This is a genomic window from Streptomyces thermovulgaris, from assembly GCF_002155915.1.
GTDB lineage: Bacteria > Actinomycetota > Actinomycetes > Streptomycetales > Streptomycetaceae > Streptomyces > Streptomyces thermovulgaris.
The window spans coordinates 1-16821 of sequence record NZ_MUME01000298.1; the positions used below are offsets into that span (position 1 = coordinate 1).

Consider the following 16821-nt stretch of genomic DNA (forward strand, 5'->3'; position numbering starts at 1 on the left):
TCCACCACCCACAGCCAGCTGCTCCTCGTCCAGCTGGCTGTGGGTGGTGGACGCCGGGTGGATGATCAGGCTGCGGACGTCGCCGATGTTGGCGAGGTGGCTGAACAGCTGCACCCCGTCCACGAACCGCTTGCCCGCCTCGACCCCGTCGCGCAGCTCGAAGGAGACCACCGCGCCCGCACCGCGCGGCAGATAGGTGCGCGCCGCCTCGTACCAGGGGCTGGAGGGGAGGCCCGCGTAGTGGACCGCCGAGACCTCGTCGCGCTGCTCCAGCCACTCCGCGACGGCCTGCGCGTTGGCGGAGTGCCGCTCCATCCGCAGGCTCAGCGTCTCCACGCCCTGCAGCAGCAGGAACGCCGAGTGCGGGGACAGCGCCGGCCCCAGGTCGCGCAGCAGCTGCACCCGCAGCTTGACGGCGAACGCGCCCGGTCCGAGCGCCGGCCAGTAGCGCAGACCGTGGTAGCTGGGGTCGGGCTCGTTGAAGTCCGGGAAGCGGTCGGCGTGCGCGCCGAAGTCGAAGGTGCCGCCGTCCACCACGACACCCGCGATCGTGGTGCCGTGCCCGCCGAGGAACTTGGTCGCCGAGTGCACCACGACGTCCGCGCCGTGCTCGAGGGGACGCAGCAGATAGGGCGTCGGCACCGTGTTGTCCACGATCAGCGGCACCCCCGCGGTGTGCGCCACGCCGGCGACCGCGCGCACGTCCAGCACATTGCCGCGCGGGTTGCCCAGCGCCTCCGCGAACAGCGCCTTGGTGTTCGGCCGGATCGCCGCCCGCCAGGCGTCCAGGTCGTCCGGGTCCTCCACGAACGACACCTCGATGCCGAACTTCGGCAGGGTGTGCCGGAACAGGTTGTAGGTGCCGCCGTACAGCGACGCGCTGGAGACGACGTGGTCACCGGCGCCGGCGACGGTCAGCAGCGCGAGCGTCTCCGCGGCCTGCCCGGAGGACAGCGCCACCGCGGCGACCCCGCCCTCGAGCGCCGCGATCCGCTGCTCGAGGACGTCCTGGGTGGGGTTGTGGATACGGGTGTAGATGTTGCCGGGCTCGGCGAGCGAGAACAGGTCGGCGGCGTGCTGCGTGTCCCGGAAGGCGAACGACGTGGTCTGGTAGATCGGCGTTGCCCGTGCGCCGGTCGCCGGGTCGGGCGCGGCCCCGGCGTGCACCTGCTTGGTCTCGAACGACCAGGCGGAGGTGTCGGGCCCGGCGGGCGCCTCGTCGGGGGTGTGGCCGGCGGTGACGGCGTCGACGGGCTGGGTGGGGTCGCTCATGGTGCTCCTCGTGCGATGTACGGCGGTGCCGGATGACGGTGCGACGGTGCGGAAGGTCCGGGTCGCTGGTGTGTCGCGTGTGCTGTCTGTGTCGGTGTGCCGCGCGCCGCGTGCCGCGGGTGTGCCCGGGGCGCGCGTGAGCGCGTACGTCTTCGAAGGGACGGGATCCGAAGGGAAGAGATCCGGAAGGACGGGATCCGAAGGGATGGGATCCGAGAAAGGCCGGAGAGGGACCGCGTGCCGAAGCAGGAGGGCGGTCCGCGGGACGTCGGCTCGTGGGGACGTCAGCCGGAAAGGCGACAGCCCATGCTGGTGACACGTCCGTAGTCGACGTGGCGGCGGGTCACGAGCATGATCATGCGAGTCAGGGTAAGCACATGCATCGCCCGGCGCCAGGGCCGGGTGGGAAACGCCACACAACCGTCACATACAGGTCCGTACCATCGGCCACAGGTCCGTACCACCGGCACGAACGGGTCCGCCCCGGCCGGCGGGTGCCGGTCGGGGCGGAGGAGAAGAGAAGAAACGGGGGACCGTCGGGTCCCCGGGCCTCAGGGCCCGGGGCGCCGGCCGGGTCAGCCCAGGGAGGCCAGGGCCTCGTTCCAGGTGGCCGACGGACGCATGACCGCGGTGGCCTTGGCCGGGTCGGGCTGGTAGTAGCCGCCGATGTCGGCCGGCTTGCCCTGGACGGCGATCAGCTCGTCGACGATCTTCTGCTCGTTGGCGGCGAGCTTCTCGGCGAGCGGCGCGAAGACCTTGGCCAGGTCGGCGTCGTCGGTCTGCCGGGCCAGCTCCTGCGCCCAGTACAGGGACAGGTAGAAGTGGCTGCCGCGGTTGTCGATGCCGCCGAGGCGACGGGTCGGGGACTTGTTCTCGTTCAGGAACGTCGCCGTGGCCCGGTCGAGGGTGTCGGCGAGGATCTGGGCGCGCGCGTTGCCGGTGGTCTTGGCGTACTGCTCGAAGGCCGGCACCAGGGCGAAGAACTCGCCCAGGGAGTCCCAGCGCAGGTAGTTCTCCTTGACCAGCTGCTGCACGTGCTTGGGCGCGGAGCCGCCGGCGCCCGTCTCGAACAGGCCGCCGCCCGCCATCAGCGGGACGATCGACAGCATCTTGGCGCTGGTGCCCAGCTCCAGGATCGGGAACAGGTCGGTGAGGTAGTCGCGCAGCACGTTGCCGGTGACGGAGATGGTGTTCTCACCGCGGCGGATGCGCTCCACCGACAGCTTGGCCGCCTCGACGGGGGACAGGATGCGGATGTCCAGGCCCTCGGTGTCGTGCTCCGGCAGGTACTGCTTGACCTTGGCGATCAGGTTGGCGTCGTGGGCGCGGTTCTCGTCCAGCCAGAACACGGCCGGGTCGCCGGTGGCGCGGGCGCGGGTGACGGCCAGCTTGACCCAGTCCCTGATCGGGGCGTCCTTGGTCTGGCAGGCGCGGAAGATGTCACCGGCCGAGACCTGCTGCTCGATCAGGACGTTGCCGTTCTGGTCGACGAGGCGGACGGTGCCGGTGGCCGGGATCTCGAAGGTCTTGTCGTGGCTGCCGTACTCCTCGGCCTTCTGCGCCATCAGGCCGACGTTGGGGACCGAGCCCATCGTCGCCGGGTCGTAGGCGCCGTTGGCACGGCAGTCGTCGATGACGGCCTGGTAGACACCGGCGTAGGAGGAGTCCGGGATGACGGCGAGCGTGTCGTGCTCCTGGCCGTCCGGGCCCCACATGTGGCCGGAGTTGCGGATCATGGCCGGCATGGAGGCGTCGATGATGACGTCGGAGGGCACGTGCAGGTTGGTGATGCCCTTGTCGGAGTCGACCATCGCCAGGTCCGGGCCCTCGGCGAGCTCGGCCTCGAAGGAGGCCTTGATCTCGGCGCCCTCCGGCAGGGACTCCAGGCCCTTGAAGATGCCGCCCAGACCGTCGTTCGGGGTCAGGCCGGCCTTGGCGAGCACCTCGCCGTACTTCGCGAACGTCTTCGGGAAGAAGGCGCGCACCACATGACCGAAGATGATCGGGTCGGAGACCTTCATCATCGTGGCCTTCAGGTGCACGGAGAACAGCACGCCCTCCTGCTTGGCCCGGGCGACCTGCTGGGCCAGGAACTCGCGCAGCGCGGCGACCCGCATCACGGCGGCGTCGACGACCTCGCCCTTGAGGACGGGCACGGACTCGCGCAGCACGGTGGTGGAGCCGTCGTCGCCCTTCAGCTCGATGCGCAGGGCGCCGTCCTCGGCGATCACCACGGACTTCTCGGTGGAGCGGAAGTCGTCGACGCCCATGGTCGCCACATTGGTCTTGGACTCGGCGGTCCAGGGGCCCATGCGGTGCGGGTGGGTCTTGGCGTAGTTCTTCACCGAGGCGGGGGCGCGGCGGTCGGAGTTGCCCTCACGCAGCACCGGGTTCACCGCGGAGCCCTTTACCTTGTCGTAGCGGGCGCGGATCTCCCGCTCCTCGTCGGTCCTGGGGTCGTCCGGGTAGTCCGGCAGCGCGTAGCCCTTGCTCTGGAGCTCGGCGATCGCGGCCTTCAGCTGCGGGATCGACGCCGAGATGTTCGGCAGCTTGACGATGTTGGCCTCGGGCTTCTTGGCGAGCTCGCCCAGCTCGGACAGCGCGTCGGGGGTCCGCTGCTCCTCGGTGAGGTACTCCGGGAACACCGCGATGATGCGCCCGGCCAGCGAGATGTCGCGGGTCTCCACAGCGACACCCGCCTGGGCGGCGTAGGCCTTGACCACCGGCAGGAAGGAATACGTCGCCAGGGCCGGGGCCTCGTCGGTGTGGGTATAGATGATGGTCGAGTCAGTCACCGGGTGCTCCGCTCCACGTCTGCAACATTACTCGACATCAAGATATCCCCTGAGCGCCCATGGCTCGACAGGGGTCCGCACAGGGGCCCGCGGACAAGGGCCCGTTCCCGGCGGCGCGGTGACCGCGGGACGGAACCACGGCGGGGCGACGGCCGCGGAGGCGAAACCTTGACCTCACGTTTGGTTGAGATTCTAGGTTCGGGTTATGAGCATGGAGACCACCGCCTGGACGCAACTGCACAGCGTTCTGTACGCCCGGCAGGAGCGCCGTCCGCTCGCCCGCACGACCCTGCGCCGCATCGGCGCGTTCGCCCGCCCCCACCGCCGCCGTATCGCGTTGTTCGTCGCCCTGGGGGTGGTCACCGCCCTGCTCGCCGTGGCGACCCCGGTGCTCGCCGGCCGTGTCGTCGACGCGATCGTGTCGGGAGGCGATCCGGGCACGGTCGTACGGCTGGCCCTGCTCATCGCACTGATCGCGGTGGCCGAGGCGGTGCTCGGCATCCTCGGCCGGCGTCTGTCGGCCACGCTCGGCGAGGGACTGATCCTCGATCTGCGGACGGCCGTGTTCGACCATGTACAGCGGATGCCGGTCGCGTTCTTCACGCGCACGCGTACCGGAGCGCTCGTCTCCCGTCTCAACAACGACGTCATCGGCGCCCAGCGGGCCTTCAGCAACACCCTGTCCGGCGTGGTGAGCAATGTGGTCACCCTTCTGCTCACCCTCGCCGTCATGCTCACGCTCTCCTGGCAGATCACGCTGCTCGCACTGGTGCTGCTGCCGGTGTTCGTGGTGCCGGCCCGCCGGATGGGCAGCCGCATGGCCCGGATGCAGCGGGAGGCGGCCACCCTCAACGCGGCGATGAGCACCCGCATGACCGAGCGCTTCTCCGCCCCCGGCGCCACCCTGGTCAAGCTCTTCGGCCGCCCCGAGCAGGAGTCGGAGGAGTTCGCGGCCCGCGCCCGCCGGGTGCGGGACATCGGCATCCGCACCGCGACCGCGCAGTCCGCGTTCATCACCGCGCTGACCCTGGTGTCCTCCCTGGCCCTGGCCCTGGTCTACGGCCTCGGCGGCTTCCTCGCCCTGCGCGGCGCCCTGGAACCGGGCTCGGTCGTCGCCCTGGCCCTGCTCCTGACCCGGCTGTACGCGCCGCTCACGGCGCTCGCCGGGGCGCGCGTGGAGGTGATGAGCGCCCTGGTCAGCTTCGAGCGCGTCTTCGAAGTGCTGGACCTCGAACCGCTGATCAAGGAGAAGCCGGACGCCCGCGAGGTGCCGGACGGCCCGGTCTCGGTCGAGTTCGAGAACGTCCGCTTCACCTACCCGTCCGCCGACAAGGTCTCCCTCGCCTCCCTGGAGGAGGTCGCGAGCCCCGACGCCTTCCCGCAGGCCCCCGGCTCCGCTCGAGCGGAAGGGACCTCCGCCGGCACCGAGGTCCTGCACGGCATCTCCTTCCGCGCCGAGCCCGGACAGACCGTGGCCCTCGTCGGCTCCTCCGGCGCCGGCAAGTCGACCATCGCCCAGCTGCTGCCCCGCCTGTACGACGTCGACGAGGGCGCCGTACGCATCGGCGGCATCGACGTGCGCGACCTGAGCTTCGCCTCCCTGCGGGCCACCCTCGGCATGGTCACCCAGGACGGTCACCTCTTCCACGACTCGGTCCGCGCCAACCTCCTCCTGGCCCGCCCCTCGGCGACCGACGAGGAACTGTGGGACGCCCTGCGCCGCGCCCGCCTCGACGACCTCGTCCGCTCCCTGCCCGACGGCCTGGACACAGTGGTCGGCGAGCGCGGCTACCGCCTCTCCGGCGGCGAGCGCCAGCGCATGACCATCGCCCGGCTGCTGCTGGCCCGTCAGCGGGTCGTCATCCTCGACGAGGCCACCGCCCACCTCGACAACACCTCGGAGGCGGCCGTCCAGGAGGCGCTGGCCGAGGCCCTGGAGAACTGCACCGCGATCGTGATCGCCCACCGGCTGTCCACGGTGCGCGCCGCCGACCTCATCCTGGTCGTCGAGGAGGGCCGCATCGTCGAACGCGGCACCCACGACGAGCTCCTCGCGGCAAACGGCCGGTACGCGGAGCTGTACCGCACCCAGTTCGCCCAGCGGCCCGACGACGAGGCGCGAAGGACCGCCCTGGCCGGGAGGGCGGCGGCCTGAACGGCGGCACGACCGGCCCGCGGGCAGGCCGCCGACGGCGCGGGCGGCGACACCGTGCGCCGCGCCCCGTACGGGGTCAAGCTGGAGGGAGAGCCCTGTGCGTCAGCACGGTCCGTACGGGCGAAGGAGAGAAGCCATGCGGGTGGGAGTGCTGACCGGCGGTGGCGACTGCCCCGGTCTCAACGCGGTGATCCGCAGTGTCGTACGCAAAGGCGTGCAGGAGTACGCCTGGGAGTTCGTCGGCATCGCGGACGGGTGGTCCGGTGCGGTCAAGGACGTGACCGTGCCCCTGGACGTCCCGACCGTCCGGGGCATCCTGCCGCTCGGCGGCACGATCCTCGGTTCCTCCCGCACCAACCCCCTCCGGCTCGAGAACGGCATCGACCGCATCAAGGACACCCTCGCCGCGCACCGGATCGAGGCCCTCGTCACCATCGGCGGCGAGGACACGCTCGGGGTCGCGACCGCGCTGTCCGAGGCCGGGGTGCGCCTGGTCGGCGTGCCCAAGACGATCGACAACGACGTGGGCGGCACGGACTACACCTTCGGCTTCAACACCGCCGTCGGCATCGCCACCGAGGCGATCGACCGGCTGCACACCACCGCGGAGTCGCACAAACGCACCCTCGTCGTCGAGGTGATGGGGCGCCACTCGGGGTGGATCGCCCTGCACGCGGGCGTCGCGGGAGGCGCGAACGCCATCCTCATCCCGGAGATCCCCTTCGACCTCGACCAGGTGTGCGCCTGGGTGGAGAAACGCTTCGAGAGCAACTACGCGCCGATCGTCGTCGTGGCGGAGGGCGCGGCACCCAAGGCCGGGCAGCTGGTGGTCAAGGACCAGTCGAGCGACGAGTTCGGACATGTGCGCCTGTCCGGGATCGGCGACTGGCTGGCCCGGGAACTGGAGGACCGCACCGGGAAGGAGTCGCGGACGACGGTCCTGGGCCACGTCCAGCGCGGGGGCACACCGTCCGCGTACGACCGCTGGCTCGCCACGCGCTTCGGACTGCACGCGGTGGACGCGCTCAGGGACGGCGACTTCGGCACGATGGTGGCCCTGCGCGGCACGGACATCGTCCGGGTCCCGCTCACGGACGCGACCCGGGGCGTGAAGAAGGTCCCGCCGGAGCTGTACGCGGAGTTCGACGTGTTCTTCGGGACCTGAGGCGCTCCCGCGCGGGGCCTGAAGCGCCCTTCGAGACCTGACGCCGGATCACGCCCGGGGCACCACGGCCACCGGACAGCGGGCGTGGTGCAGGACGGCGTGGGCCACCGGACCCAGCCGGCGCTCGGCCGCCCGCGGGCCCGAAAACCGCCCCAGGACGAGCAGACCGGCCCGCCGGGAGGCGTGCACCAGCGCCTGGGCCGGATGCAGGAGCACCACGTCGGGCAGCACGGGGACCTCCGGACACCGGTCCGTGAAGCCCCGCAGGACGTCGGACAGCCGCTGGACCTCCTGGTCCTCCCACGCCCCCCGGTCCTCCTCGGGCACCAGCAGCGCCGCCGACAGCGGGACCCCCGGAAGCGCCCATGCGTGCACCGCGCGCAGCCGGGCGCCACGGAGCCGGGCGGCGTCGAACGCGAAGTCCAGAAGCGACTCCTCCACGGGTCCGCCCCCGACCCCCACGGCCACCTCCGCCTCCGGGCGCACGGCGGACGGGTCCTTGGGCACGACCACGACGGGGCAGGAGGCGCCGCTCGCCACCTCCAGCGCCGTCGAGCCCACCGCGAGACCGTCGAACCCGCCCTCTCCCCGTGCCCCGACGACGAGAAGCCCGGCCGTCGCGGAAGCGGAGAGCAGGGCGGCCGCGGCGGAGCCGGTGACCTGCACACTGCTCGTCGTCACCCGGGGATGCCGCGCCGCGAGGTCGGCCTCGGTGTGCCGGAGCGCTTCCTCGCCTCCTTGCCGCCACAGGAAGGCGACCGGCAGATCGGCGGAGCCGGGAGCGGGAGCCTCGACGGCGTGCACAAGACGCAGGGGAAGCCCTCGCAGCTCCGCCTCCTGGGCGGCCCACTCGCCCGCGGCACGGCTTTCCGGGGATCCGTCGATTCCGACCACGACAGGGTGGGACATCCGCACTCCTTCCCGGCATCAGGCTCACAGTACGGCCTTCCGGTCCATGAGGGCGCGCCACGCACGGGCCCGCCGCCCCCGGTCGGGGGCACAGTCCGCAGGTCCCGGCCGGGCACGGTCAGAGGGCTCGCGCTGCTCCGACGGGCCCGTACCCGCCCTGGGAGACCCGCCGCCGGGCCCGTACCCGCCCTGGGATACCCGCCGCCGTACCCGTGCACGCCCCGAGGGTCCGCCGTGCCCGTGGACCCGCCGCCGACGTGCCGCGCAGTCCGCACCCGTGCGTGCCACGATGCAGACATGCGGGTCGTCGTGGTGGGTGTGGGACAAGTCGGACACACCGTGGTCAAGTCGCTCGCCGAGACGCACGAGTGCACGGTGATCGACATCGACGAGAGGCGTCTGGAGGCCCTCTCGCACACCTACGACGTACGGGTCGCCCACGGCAACGGCGCCCGGCGGGAGACCCTGCTCGAAGCCGGCACGGCGGACGCCGATCTCGTCCTGGCCTGCACCTCGCGGGACGAGGTCAACCTGGTGACCGCCATGCTCGCCCGCCGGCTGTCGTCGGCGCGGACGGCCGTGCGCGCCACCGGAATGGACTATCTGGCGGCCTGGCGTGCGGGTGATCTCGATGTGGACCTTCTCGTCTCGACGGCGTTCGAGACCGCGAGCGCCGTCGCGCGTGTCCTCCATGTGCCCGGCGCCCGGCACGTGGACTTCTTCGTCGGCGGCGAGGTGGTCGTCTTCGGCGTCGGCGTCCGTGAGACCCGGCCGCCGTGGTGCGCCGGCCGTCTCCCGCGCGAGGCGCCGCTGTCCGAGGCGTCGCGGGTGGTCGCCCTCGTACGCGACGGGCGCTGGATCAGGCCGGCCGCGGACGAGGAGGCGCGGCCCGGCGACGAGCTGATCGTGGCGGCGTCGCTCCCGGCCGCGCGCACCTGGGGACGGCTGGTCACCGGGGCCGAGCCCGTCGACGACGTCGTGATCTTCGGCGCCGGGCGCGTGGGGACGGCGATCGCCCGGGTGCTGCTCGACAAGGGGATTTCCGTACGGATGATCGAGCCGGACCGGGCACGGGCACGTGCGGCCGCCGACGCACTCGACCGGGCACGGGTCTTCCACGCCACCGGCCTCGACCCGGCGTTCCTGCACCGCGAGCGCATCGGCACGGCGGGAGCGGCGGTGTTCGCCGGCGGCGACGACTCGCGCAACCTGCACGCGGCGCTGCTCGCACGGCTCCACGGGATCGGACTCACGCTGACGGTCCTCAACGATCCCGCCGCCGCCGAGGTCTTCGCGGCAGCCGGTGTCGACGTGACGATCGACCCGGGGGACGAGACCGCCGAGAAGATGGCCCGCTTCACCTTCGGCGAGCGCACCCACCAGGTGGCGATGCTGGAGGACGACCGTTTCGAGGTGCTCGACGTCACCGTCCGGCCCGGCAGCCGGTTCGCGCACCGCCCCATCGACGCACTGCCCGGGATCGGCGTGGGCGCGATCGTCCGTGACGGCACCGTGCTCTTCCCCGGTGGTGAGGAGGAACTGCGGCCCGGGGACCGCGTCGTCGTCCTCACCGAGCCCGAGCACGCCTCCACGATCGAGCGTGACCTGTGACGCCGTCGCGCCTGCCGCCGTGCCCGCGCCGCCGGAGCCCGCACGGGCGGACCGGGTGGACGGGGCGGACCGGGCGGCTCGGACGCGTCGGACGCATCGGGAGGGCCGTGCGGATCGGTGTCGACGTACGGACCGCGCTGGGTGTCGTCGGCACTCTGCTCGCCTGGTTCGCCCTCGCGTTCGCCGCACCGGCAGCCGTCGCCCTCGCGGCCGGCGAGTCCCCGCGGCCCTTCCTCGTCACCGGGCTCGCCGCGGCTGCGACGGGCCTGGCGCTCAAGCGTCTGACGGGCAGGCGGCCCCCGCTGGGCCTCAGGGAAGGGTTCCTCGTCGTCGTCGCCGTCTGGCTGCTCGTCCCCGCGTTCGGCGCGCTGCCGTTCGTGCTCGGCCGCGTCCCGCAGCTCGCCCGCCCGGTCGACGCCTACTTCGAGGCGATGTCGGGGTTCACCGCCACCGGCGCCACCGTCCTGACCGATGTGAACGCGCTCGGACCCGGCATGCTGTTCTGGCGCCAGTTCACCCACTGGCTGGGCGGCCTGGGAGTCATCGTGCTCGCACTCGCGGTGCTGCCGCGACTGCGCATCGGAGGCCGCGAACTTCTGCGCTCCGAGCTGCCGGGACCGGTCGAGCTGGAGTCGCTCGGCGCGACCATCCGCGAGACCGCCCGACGGCTCTGGAAGGTCTACCTCGCGGTGACGGCGATCGGCGTGGTGACCCTGGCCGCCCTGGGATGGAGCGGGCTGGACCGGCGGATGGACCTCTTCCAGGCGTTCTCCTACGCGACCTCCGCCGTGTCCCTCGGCGGGTTCACCCCGCAGAACGACTCGGCCCGGGGCCTCGCGCCGGTGACGCAGTGGGTGCTGTGCGGGCTGATGGCGGTGGCCGGGGTGAACCTGCTGCGGCTGTACCGTCTCGCCGTACTGCGCCAGATCCGGGCCGTGGCCCGCGACGAGGAGCTGCGCCTGTATCTCGTCCTGCTCGCCGTGGGCACCTCCGCCCTGGCGGCCGAGCTGTTCGCCGACGGCACGGTGGACGGGGCCGGCGGCATCCGGCACGCGGCCTTCCAGGCGGTCTCGGTGATGACCACCACCGGCTTCGCGACGCTCGACTGGTCGGCCTGGGGCACACTCGCGGCACTCACCCTGCTGGCGCTGATGTTCGTCGGGGCCTCCGCCGAGTCGGCGAGCGGCTCGATCAAGGTCGTCCGCCATCTCACCCTCCTCCGCTTCGCCCGCCACGGGCTGGAACAGGCCGTTCACCCCGACGCCGTCGTCCCGGTGCGGGTGAGCGGCCGGGTGGTCGAGGGCCCGGCGCTCCGCTCGGTGCTCGTGTTCGTCCTCCTCTACCTGGCCGCGTTCGGGCTCGGGACGCTCGGTCTCGCCCTCGACGCCGGGGAGGACGCGGCCGGTGCCGGCGCGTTCACCGCGCTCGGCGCCGCCGCCTCATGTCTCGGCAACGTCGGTCCGGCGTTCGGCGCGGCCGGCCCGTTCGGCTCCTACGCGTCGTTCGGGGAGCTGTCGAAGGCGATCCTCACCGCGCTCATGTTCCTCGGCCGTATCGAGCTCGTTCCCCTGGTGGTGCTGCTCCGCCGCGGCTACTGGCGTGCGTAGGCGGCGGGGGAGCGCTGGAGGGGCGCAGGGAGCCGCAGGGGGACAAGGGCGGCCCGCGCCGTCGTCGAGCTCCCTGCGTCCATGCGCCGGGTCCGGGAGCCGCGGCGGAACCTCGTCGTCCTGGCGAAAGTGCCGCAAGGCGGCATCGGGAGCGCACAAAGGCTGCCGGGGCCGGGCAGTGTGCTGTCGCCCGCCGACGTGACACCATGCAAGTGCGGGGGAAGTCGCCGAGGAAAGCGGGGCCCGCATGAACTGGTTTATCGGTCTCGGGATCGCCGGACTGGTTCTGCTGGTGCTCTCGCTGGTCCTCGACGGGGTCCTGGAAGGCCTGTTCGACGGGGTGCTGGACGGACTGTTCGACGGGCTGCTGTCGCTGCCGGTCATCGCCGGATTCGTGTCCATGCTCGGCTTCGGCGGGGCGATCGTGCTCGGCGTCACAGGGCTGGGGGTCACGGCGGCGACGGCGATCGGCGTGGTGGCGGGCGTCGCCGCGGGCTGGCTGACGTGGAAACTCAGCCGCGCTCTGATGCGGGACCACGGCGATGCCACTCCACGGGGCGGCGACCTCGTCGGCAGCTCCGGTTCCGTGGTGACCGCCATTCCGGCAGGGGGGTACGGCGAGGTGCTGGTGCATCTCGCCGGACAGCCGCTGAAGCTGGCCGCGAAGTGTCAGGTGCCCGTGGCGCGGGGTACTGAGGTCTGGGTGGAGGCGACGCTTTCCGCGACCTCGGTCGTGGTCCGGCCGGTGGAGCGCTGACCACCGGGGCGACGCGCCGCACCACGGCGCCCGCACGACCGCTGCTGCTCCTTCTATTTCTTCCGCGTCCGTTCCCGATCCGCTCCCGACCCGTTCCTGACCCGATCCGATTCGCCGTCCCCCGGGAGGGCTGAGGGGGTTTGCACGCATGAGCCCTGTACTGATCTCCGTGACAGGAGTCGTCGTACTCCTGGTTCTGCTGGCCCTCGTGGTCGTCACCCGCTACAAGGTCGCGGGTCCCAGCGAGGCGTTCATCGTCACCGGACGACGCGGCAAGAGGTCCACCGACCCCGAGACGGGCCGGATCTTCACCGACAACAGCGGTCAGAAGGTCGTGGTCGGCGGCGGTGTCTTCGTCGTGCCCTTCATCCAGCAGAAGTTCACCCTCGACCTGTCCAGCCGGCACATCCCGGTGGCCGTCCGGGGTGCGGTCACCCTGCGCGGCGTGAAGGCCAACCTGGAGGGCGTCGCCATCGTCAAGGTCGGCGGCACCGAGGACTCGATCCGCGCCGCCGCCCAGCGCTTCCTCCGGCAGCAGGACGGCATCGTCGGGTTCACCCAGGAGGTGCTGTCCGGCGCGCTGCGTTCCATCGTCGGCCGGATGTCCGTCGAGGACATCATCCGGGACCGGGCCGCCTTCGCCGGACAGGTCGCGGAGGAGGCCGAGGCCAGCCTGTCCGGGCAGGGGCTGGTGCTGGACGCCTTCCAGATCCAGGACATCACCACCGAGGGCTCCTACCTGGAGGACCTCGGCCGCCCCGAGGCGGCCCGCGCCCGGCAGGAGGCCGACATCGCCGAGGCCGTCGCCCGGCGCGCCGCCGAGCAGGCCCGCTTCAAGGCGGAGGAGGAGATCGCGATCGCCCAGCGCACCTTCGCGCTGAAGCAGGCCGAGATCAAGGCCGAGACGGACGAGGCCGCCGCCCGCGCCAACGCCGCCGGCCCGCTCGCCGAGGCCGCCCGGCAGCAGGAGGTCCTGCAGGAGCAGGAGAAGGTCGCCGCCCGGCGGGCCGCCCTGACCGACCGCGAACTGGACACCCAGGTCCGCAAGCCCGCCGACGCCGCCCGGTACCGGGCCGAGCAGGAGGCGGAGGCCCACCGTATCGCCCTGGTCAAGGAGGCCGAGGCGGCGGCCGAGCGGGCGCGGCTCACCGGTGAGGGCGAGAAGGCCCGGCGCGCGGCGCTCGCCGAGGCCGTTCGTATCGAGGGCGAGGCCGAGGCGACCGCGATCGCCGCCAAGGGCGCGGCGGAGGCGGACGCCATGCACAAGAAGGCCGACGCCTTCGAACGCTACGGCGATGCGGCGGTGCTCCAGATGCTGGTCGAGGTGCTGCCGCAGGTCGTCGGCAAGGCGGCCGAGCCGCTGTCGGCGGTGGACAAGCTGACGGTCGTCTCCACGGACGGCGCGGGCCGGCTTCCGCGCGCGGTCGCCGACAACGTCGCCCAGGGGCTGGAACTGCTCAGCTCCACCACCGGCGTCGACCTCGCCCGGCTCCTTCAGGGAATCGCCGAACGCGGCACGAACGGCACGGACAAGGCCCCGGCGAAGCCCCCGGCACGGGTCGGGCCGTCGGCCCCGGCGGCACCTGAATCAACCGAATCGTCCGACCGCAAGGCCGACGACACCGAATAGCACCCGGAGTGCAGTGCTCGCGCTGCGCCGAGCAGAAAGCCCGGACGCCTGGCCACGGCGTCCGGGCTTCGTCGTCCGGGCTTCGTCCGGGAGGGGAGCGGGGTCCGGGGTGGCGCGCCATGCGCGGCCGGCTTCGCCGTCGAAGGACGGAACTGTGCAGAAGGACAGGACGGCAAGGCGTCGCTCACGGCTCCGGCCTCCGCTCGGCGAACGCCCAATGGGGTACCACCCGCCTGACAACAGCCTCGCTACCGGGGCCTTCGCACGGAGAACTCGTTGCCGTCGGGGTCGAGCATCATCAGCACTCGGCCGTCGTCGCCCGCGCCGGTGCCGGCGCGTGTCGCGCCGAGCGAGACCAAGCGTTCGATCTCTGCCTCCCAGTCGGCGTCGGCGGGGAGCGCCAGCTCGAGGTGGATCCTGTTCGTGCCCGTCTTCGGCGCCACCGGAGGACCACCCCAGGTGATCTTCGTACCGCCGTTCGGCGACTGGATCGCGGTTTCCTGGTCCTGGTCCCAGACCAGGGGCCATCGCAGCGCCTCGCTCCAGAAGTAACCGACCTCCTGCGTGCCGTCGCAGGCCAGTGCTCCGATGAGGCCGGTGCCGGCGAGGAACTCGTTGCCCGGTTCGATGACGCAGAACTCGTTGCCGTCCGGATCGGCGAGCACCACATGTCCCTCTTCCGGGAGTTGACCCACGTCGATGTGTTTCCCGCCGAGCTCGAGTGCACGGGCCACTCTCTGCTGCTGATCCTCCAGGGAGGTGCTCGTCAGGTCGAAGTGCGCCCGGTTCTGACCGGTCTTCGGCTCCTGGCTCGGCAGAAAACGGATGCGGAATCCGGTGGCATCAGGGGGCAGGATCGCGACGCCGTCGTCCGGATCGTCGGCCACCTCCCAACCCAGGAGCCCGGACCAGAACCGTGCCAGGCCCGGCGGCCGGGTCGCGTTGAAGCAGACGGCGAACAGCTGACTGGTCATACCCGTGCCTCTCTGGCCCAACGACGGTCGATACGGCGCCTCGCCTTTCCCGCGAGCAGCCTAGGGAGACCGTGCGGCACGCGCATCCGAGTTATGGGGCCCGGACGCTTGACCGGCGTCCGGGCCCTGTTGCTCGGGGAAGGACCGGGCCGCGAGGCCGGAGCATTGCGGCTCGAGGCGGGCTGGTCAGTGCCGGTGCCGCTTCAGGTCCGCGATGAACCCGGTCCACGCTGCTCGCCGGAACGCGAGCTGCGGGCCGCCGTGTTCCTTACTGACCGCGAACGCCGCCCTGCACGGGCGGGTGCCGGGCAGAGACGCACGCCTCGCCCTCACCCTCACGCCCACCACCCTGCGCATCGAGGCCACCGACGCGCGGGGCGACCGTCTTCCCGCAACGCCCCCGAACGCCGACGCTGATGGCGGGTCGGGACGAGGTCTGCTCCTCGTCGCTTCGCTCGCCGGCGCCTGGGGCTACGAGCCGTATCCGCCGGGCGGCAAGACGGTCTGGGCAGAATGCGGCCGCACGTGATGCGGACCCGCTGCCGGGCGGCAGCCGACTGCGCTCGCCCCTGATTTCCTGTCACTCCGTCAGTGCCGGAAACCGGACAGCACGCCGCAATCGGTGGCCTGCTGACAGGAGTTTGTCGGCGGGCCACCTGCGCTCCGACGAGCGTGCGCAGAAGACGGGCGGTGGCCCACTTGGCTCCATGCCCTACGGGCGTCGGTTTCGGGGAAATCGCCTGGCTCCAGCAGTTCACGCAGGTGTCCGTCCGGGCCCTGGTTTTTCTATGCCCTGCGGGCGTCGGTTTCGGTGGAACCCTTCGCCTGGAGAGGAGCCTCTGACCTGCAGTGATGGTGCCCGGTGCGCGGTGTCGTGCGCCAGCGCGCCCGAGCAGGTGTGGCGCACGTCACGCCCGGTGTGGGGTAAGAGCGTGGCAGGGGGCTCCGCCATGCGATGCAGAAGTCGGCGCGTTCCTCTGGGGCGGCGCTTACCGAGGCCGTCCGCGATCGAGGGCGAGGCGGCTGCGATCGCCGCCAAAGGTGCGGCGGGGAGTGTCAGGCCAAGCCGTTCGTGCGCAGGGTCAGCCAGAGCCGGCTGGCGACGTCCGGGTCGTCGAGGTCGGCGCCGAGCAGCTGGGTCGCGGTGGCGATGCGGTAGCGCAGGGTGTTGCGGTGGACGCCCAGATCGGCGGCGGCGCGCTCCCACTGGCCGCGATGGCGCAGATACGCGGCGACGCTGGGGACGAGATCCGCCCGGCGGTAGGAGAGCAGGGGCTCGAGGGACGGGGCGGTGGCGAGGGACCGGCTGCCGTCCGCACCGAGGTCGCGGACGGCGCCCGCGGGGAGCGTCGCCAGGGTGCGGCGCAGCACCGGCAGGGTGCGGTGCAGTTCGGCGAGGTCGGTCTCGGGACCGAGCAGGATCCGTACCGTGCCGCCGTCCTCCGGGGCACGGCGGGCGGCCTCCAGGACGGCCGGGGCATCGGCCGGGTCGGTGAGCGTCCACAGCTCGTCGGGTTCGGCCACGGCGAGGAGCGGGCGGTGCTCGTGGGCGGCGCCCGACTCCAGCGCGTCGAGAACCTCGTCGGGGGAGCCGGTGGGGCCGGCCAGACCCACCGCGCGTACCCGTGGCGGGAGTGCGGGAAGGCCCAGCTCGGCGGCGAGCGACCGTGCCGCGTCGACGTACCCGGTCAGCACCAGCCGGGCCACGCAGGCACGGGAGGCGCGTGCGGCGGCGGTTCCACGGCGCTGCTGCTCGCTCTGGAGGGCGAGCAGGGCGCACGCGGTCAGCACCAGCTGCCGGTCGGCGCCGCGCATGGGGCGGGAGGAGCCGGTCGTCATGAACCCGCTGAGCCGGCCCCGGCCGGCCAGGGGGTGCAGCACCACCTCCTCGCCGTCCAGCGGGAAGGTCGCCGACGCGTGCGGCCCGGCGACCTTCCCGCTGGACG

Annotated in this window: 11 protein-coding genes and 1 pseudogene; 7 read left to right on the forward strand and 5 right to left on the reverse strand. The window is 72.3% G+C overall.

The window, feature by feature from the left end:
- Positions 1-1272: bifunctional o-acetylhomoserine/o-acetylserine sulfhydrylase (locus CCN35_RS21645; protein ID WP_107501078.1), on the reverse strand; the 1272-nt coding region annotated here is incomplete at its 3' end.
- Positions 1273-1847: 575 nt separating this feature from the next.
- Positions 1848-4067 carry an NADP-dependent isocitrate dehydrogenase gene (locus CCN35_RS21650; protein ID WP_067394156.1) on the reverse strand — a complete coding sequence of 740 codons (2220 nt, stop codon included), beginning with the start codon at positions 4065-4067 and terminating at the stop codon, positions 1848-1850.
- A 211-nt stretch (positions 4068-4278) separates the two neighbouring features.
- On the opposite strand from CCN35_RS21650, the gene CCN35_RS21655 reads away from it, so the two are divergent.
- Both CCN35_RS21655 and CCN35_RS21660 read left to right on the forward strand, forming a co-directional pair.
- Positions 4279-6222, forward strand: a complete 1944-nt coding sequence (locus CCN35_RS21655; RefSeq protein ID WP_086793977.1) for an ABC transporter ATP-binding protein — start codon at positions 4279-4281, stop codon at positions 6220-6222.
- Between the two features lie 136 nt (positions 6223-6358).
- Positions 6359-7387, forward strand: a complete 1029-nt coding sequence (locus tag CCN35_RS21660) for a 6-phosphofructokinase (RefSeq protein WP_067394161.1) — start codon at positions 6359-6361, stop codon at positions 7385-7387.
- Between the two features lie 48 nt (positions 7388-7435).
- Here the strand turns inward: CCN35_RS21660 and CCN35_RS21665 are convergent, their stop codons facing one another.
- Positions 7436-8296 carry a universal stress protein gene (locus CCN35_RS21665; protein WP_067394164.1) on the reverse strand — a complete coding sequence of 287 codons (861 nt, stop codon included), beginning with the start codon at positions 8294-8296 and terminating at the stop codon, positions 7436-7438.
- Between the two features lie 297 nt (positions 8297-8593).
- Here CCN35_RS21665 and trkA point away from each other — a divergent pair, with 297 nt between their 5' ends.
- The 4 genes from trkA to CCN35_RS21685 all read left to right on the forward strand — a co-directional run bounded on the left by trkA (position 8594) and on the right by CCN35_RS21685 (position 13901).
- Positions 8594-9907, forward strand: a complete 1314-nt coding sequence (gene trkA, locus CCN35_RS21670) for a Trk system potassium transporter TrkA (RefSeq protein WP_086793973.1) — start codon at positions 8594-8596, stop codon at positions 9905-9907.
- 107 nt (positions 9908-10014) lie between these two features.
- Complete coding sequence (locus tag CCN35_RS21675) at positions 10015-11514, forward strand: TrkH family potassium uptake protein (RefSeq protein ID WP_245863339.1); 1500 nt, start codon at positions 10015-10017, stop codon at positions 11512-11514.
- Positions 11515-11761: 247 nt separating this feature from the next.
- Positions 11762-12271: an NfeD family protein gene (locus CCN35_RS21680; protein ID WP_086793975.1), complete on the forward strand. Its 510-nt coding sequence runs from the start codon at positions 11762-11764 to the stop codon at positions 12269-12271.
- A 148-nt stretch (positions 12272-12419) separates the two neighbouring features.
- Positions 12420-13901: a flotillin family protein gene (locus CCN35_RS21685; protein WP_067394173.1), complete on the forward strand. Its 1482-nt coding sequence runs from the start codon at positions 12420-12422 to the stop codon at positions 13899-13901.
- A gap of 248 nt (positions 13902-14149) precedes the next feature.
- Here the strand turns inward: CCN35_RS21685 and CCN35_RS21690 are convergent, their stop codons facing one another.
- Positions 14150-14875: a VOC family protein gene (locus CCN35_RS21690; RefSeq protein WP_067394175.1), complete on the reverse strand. Its 726-nt coding sequence runs from the start codon at positions 14873-14875 to the stop codon at positions 14150-14152.
- 271 nt (positions 14876-15146) lie between these two features.
- On the opposite strand from CCN35_RS21690, the pseudogene CCN35_RS28770 reads away from it, so the two are divergent.
- A pseudogene (locus CCN35_RS28770) lies at positions 15147-15404 on the forward strand (ATP-binding protein); the annotation flags it as partial.
- A 527-nt stretch (positions 15405-15931) separates the two neighbouring features.
- On the opposite strand, the gene CCN35_RS21700 reads toward CCN35_RS28770, so the two are convergent.
- The coding region (locus CCN35_RS21700) for a PucR family transcriptional regulator (RefSeq protein WP_169721381.1) at positions 15932-16821 on the reverse strand (890 nt) is incomplete at its 5' end.

Coding starts and splice junctions, on each gene's coding strand:
- CCN35_RS21655 (WP_086793977.1), top strand. CDS start 4,279: ATGGAGACCACCGCCTGGACGCAACTGCACAGCGTTCTGTACGCCCGG.
- CCN35_RS21660 (WP_067394161.1), top strand. CDS start 6,359: ATGCGGGTGGGAGTGCTGACCGGCGGTGGCGACTGCCCCGGTCTCAAC.
- CCN35_RS21665 (WP_067394164.1), bottom strand. CDS start 8,296: ATGTCCCACCCTGTCGTGGTCGGAATCGACGGATCCCCGGAAAGCCGT.
- trkA (WP_086793973.1), top strand. CDS start 8,594: ATGCGGGTCGTCGTGGTGGGTGTGGGACAAGTCGGACACACCGTGGTC.
- CCN35_RS21680 (WP_086793975.1), top strand. CDS start 11,762: ATGAACTGGTTTATCGGTCTCGGGATCGCCGGACTGGTTCTGCTGGTG.
- CCN35_RS21685 (WP_067394173.1), top strand. CDS start 12,420: ATGAGCCCTGTACTGATCTCCGTGACAGGAGTCGTCGTACTCCTGGTT.
- CCN35_RS21690 (WP_067394175.1), bottom strand. CDS start 14,875: ATGACCAGTCAGCTGTTCGCCGTCTGCTTCAACGCGACCCGGCCGCCG.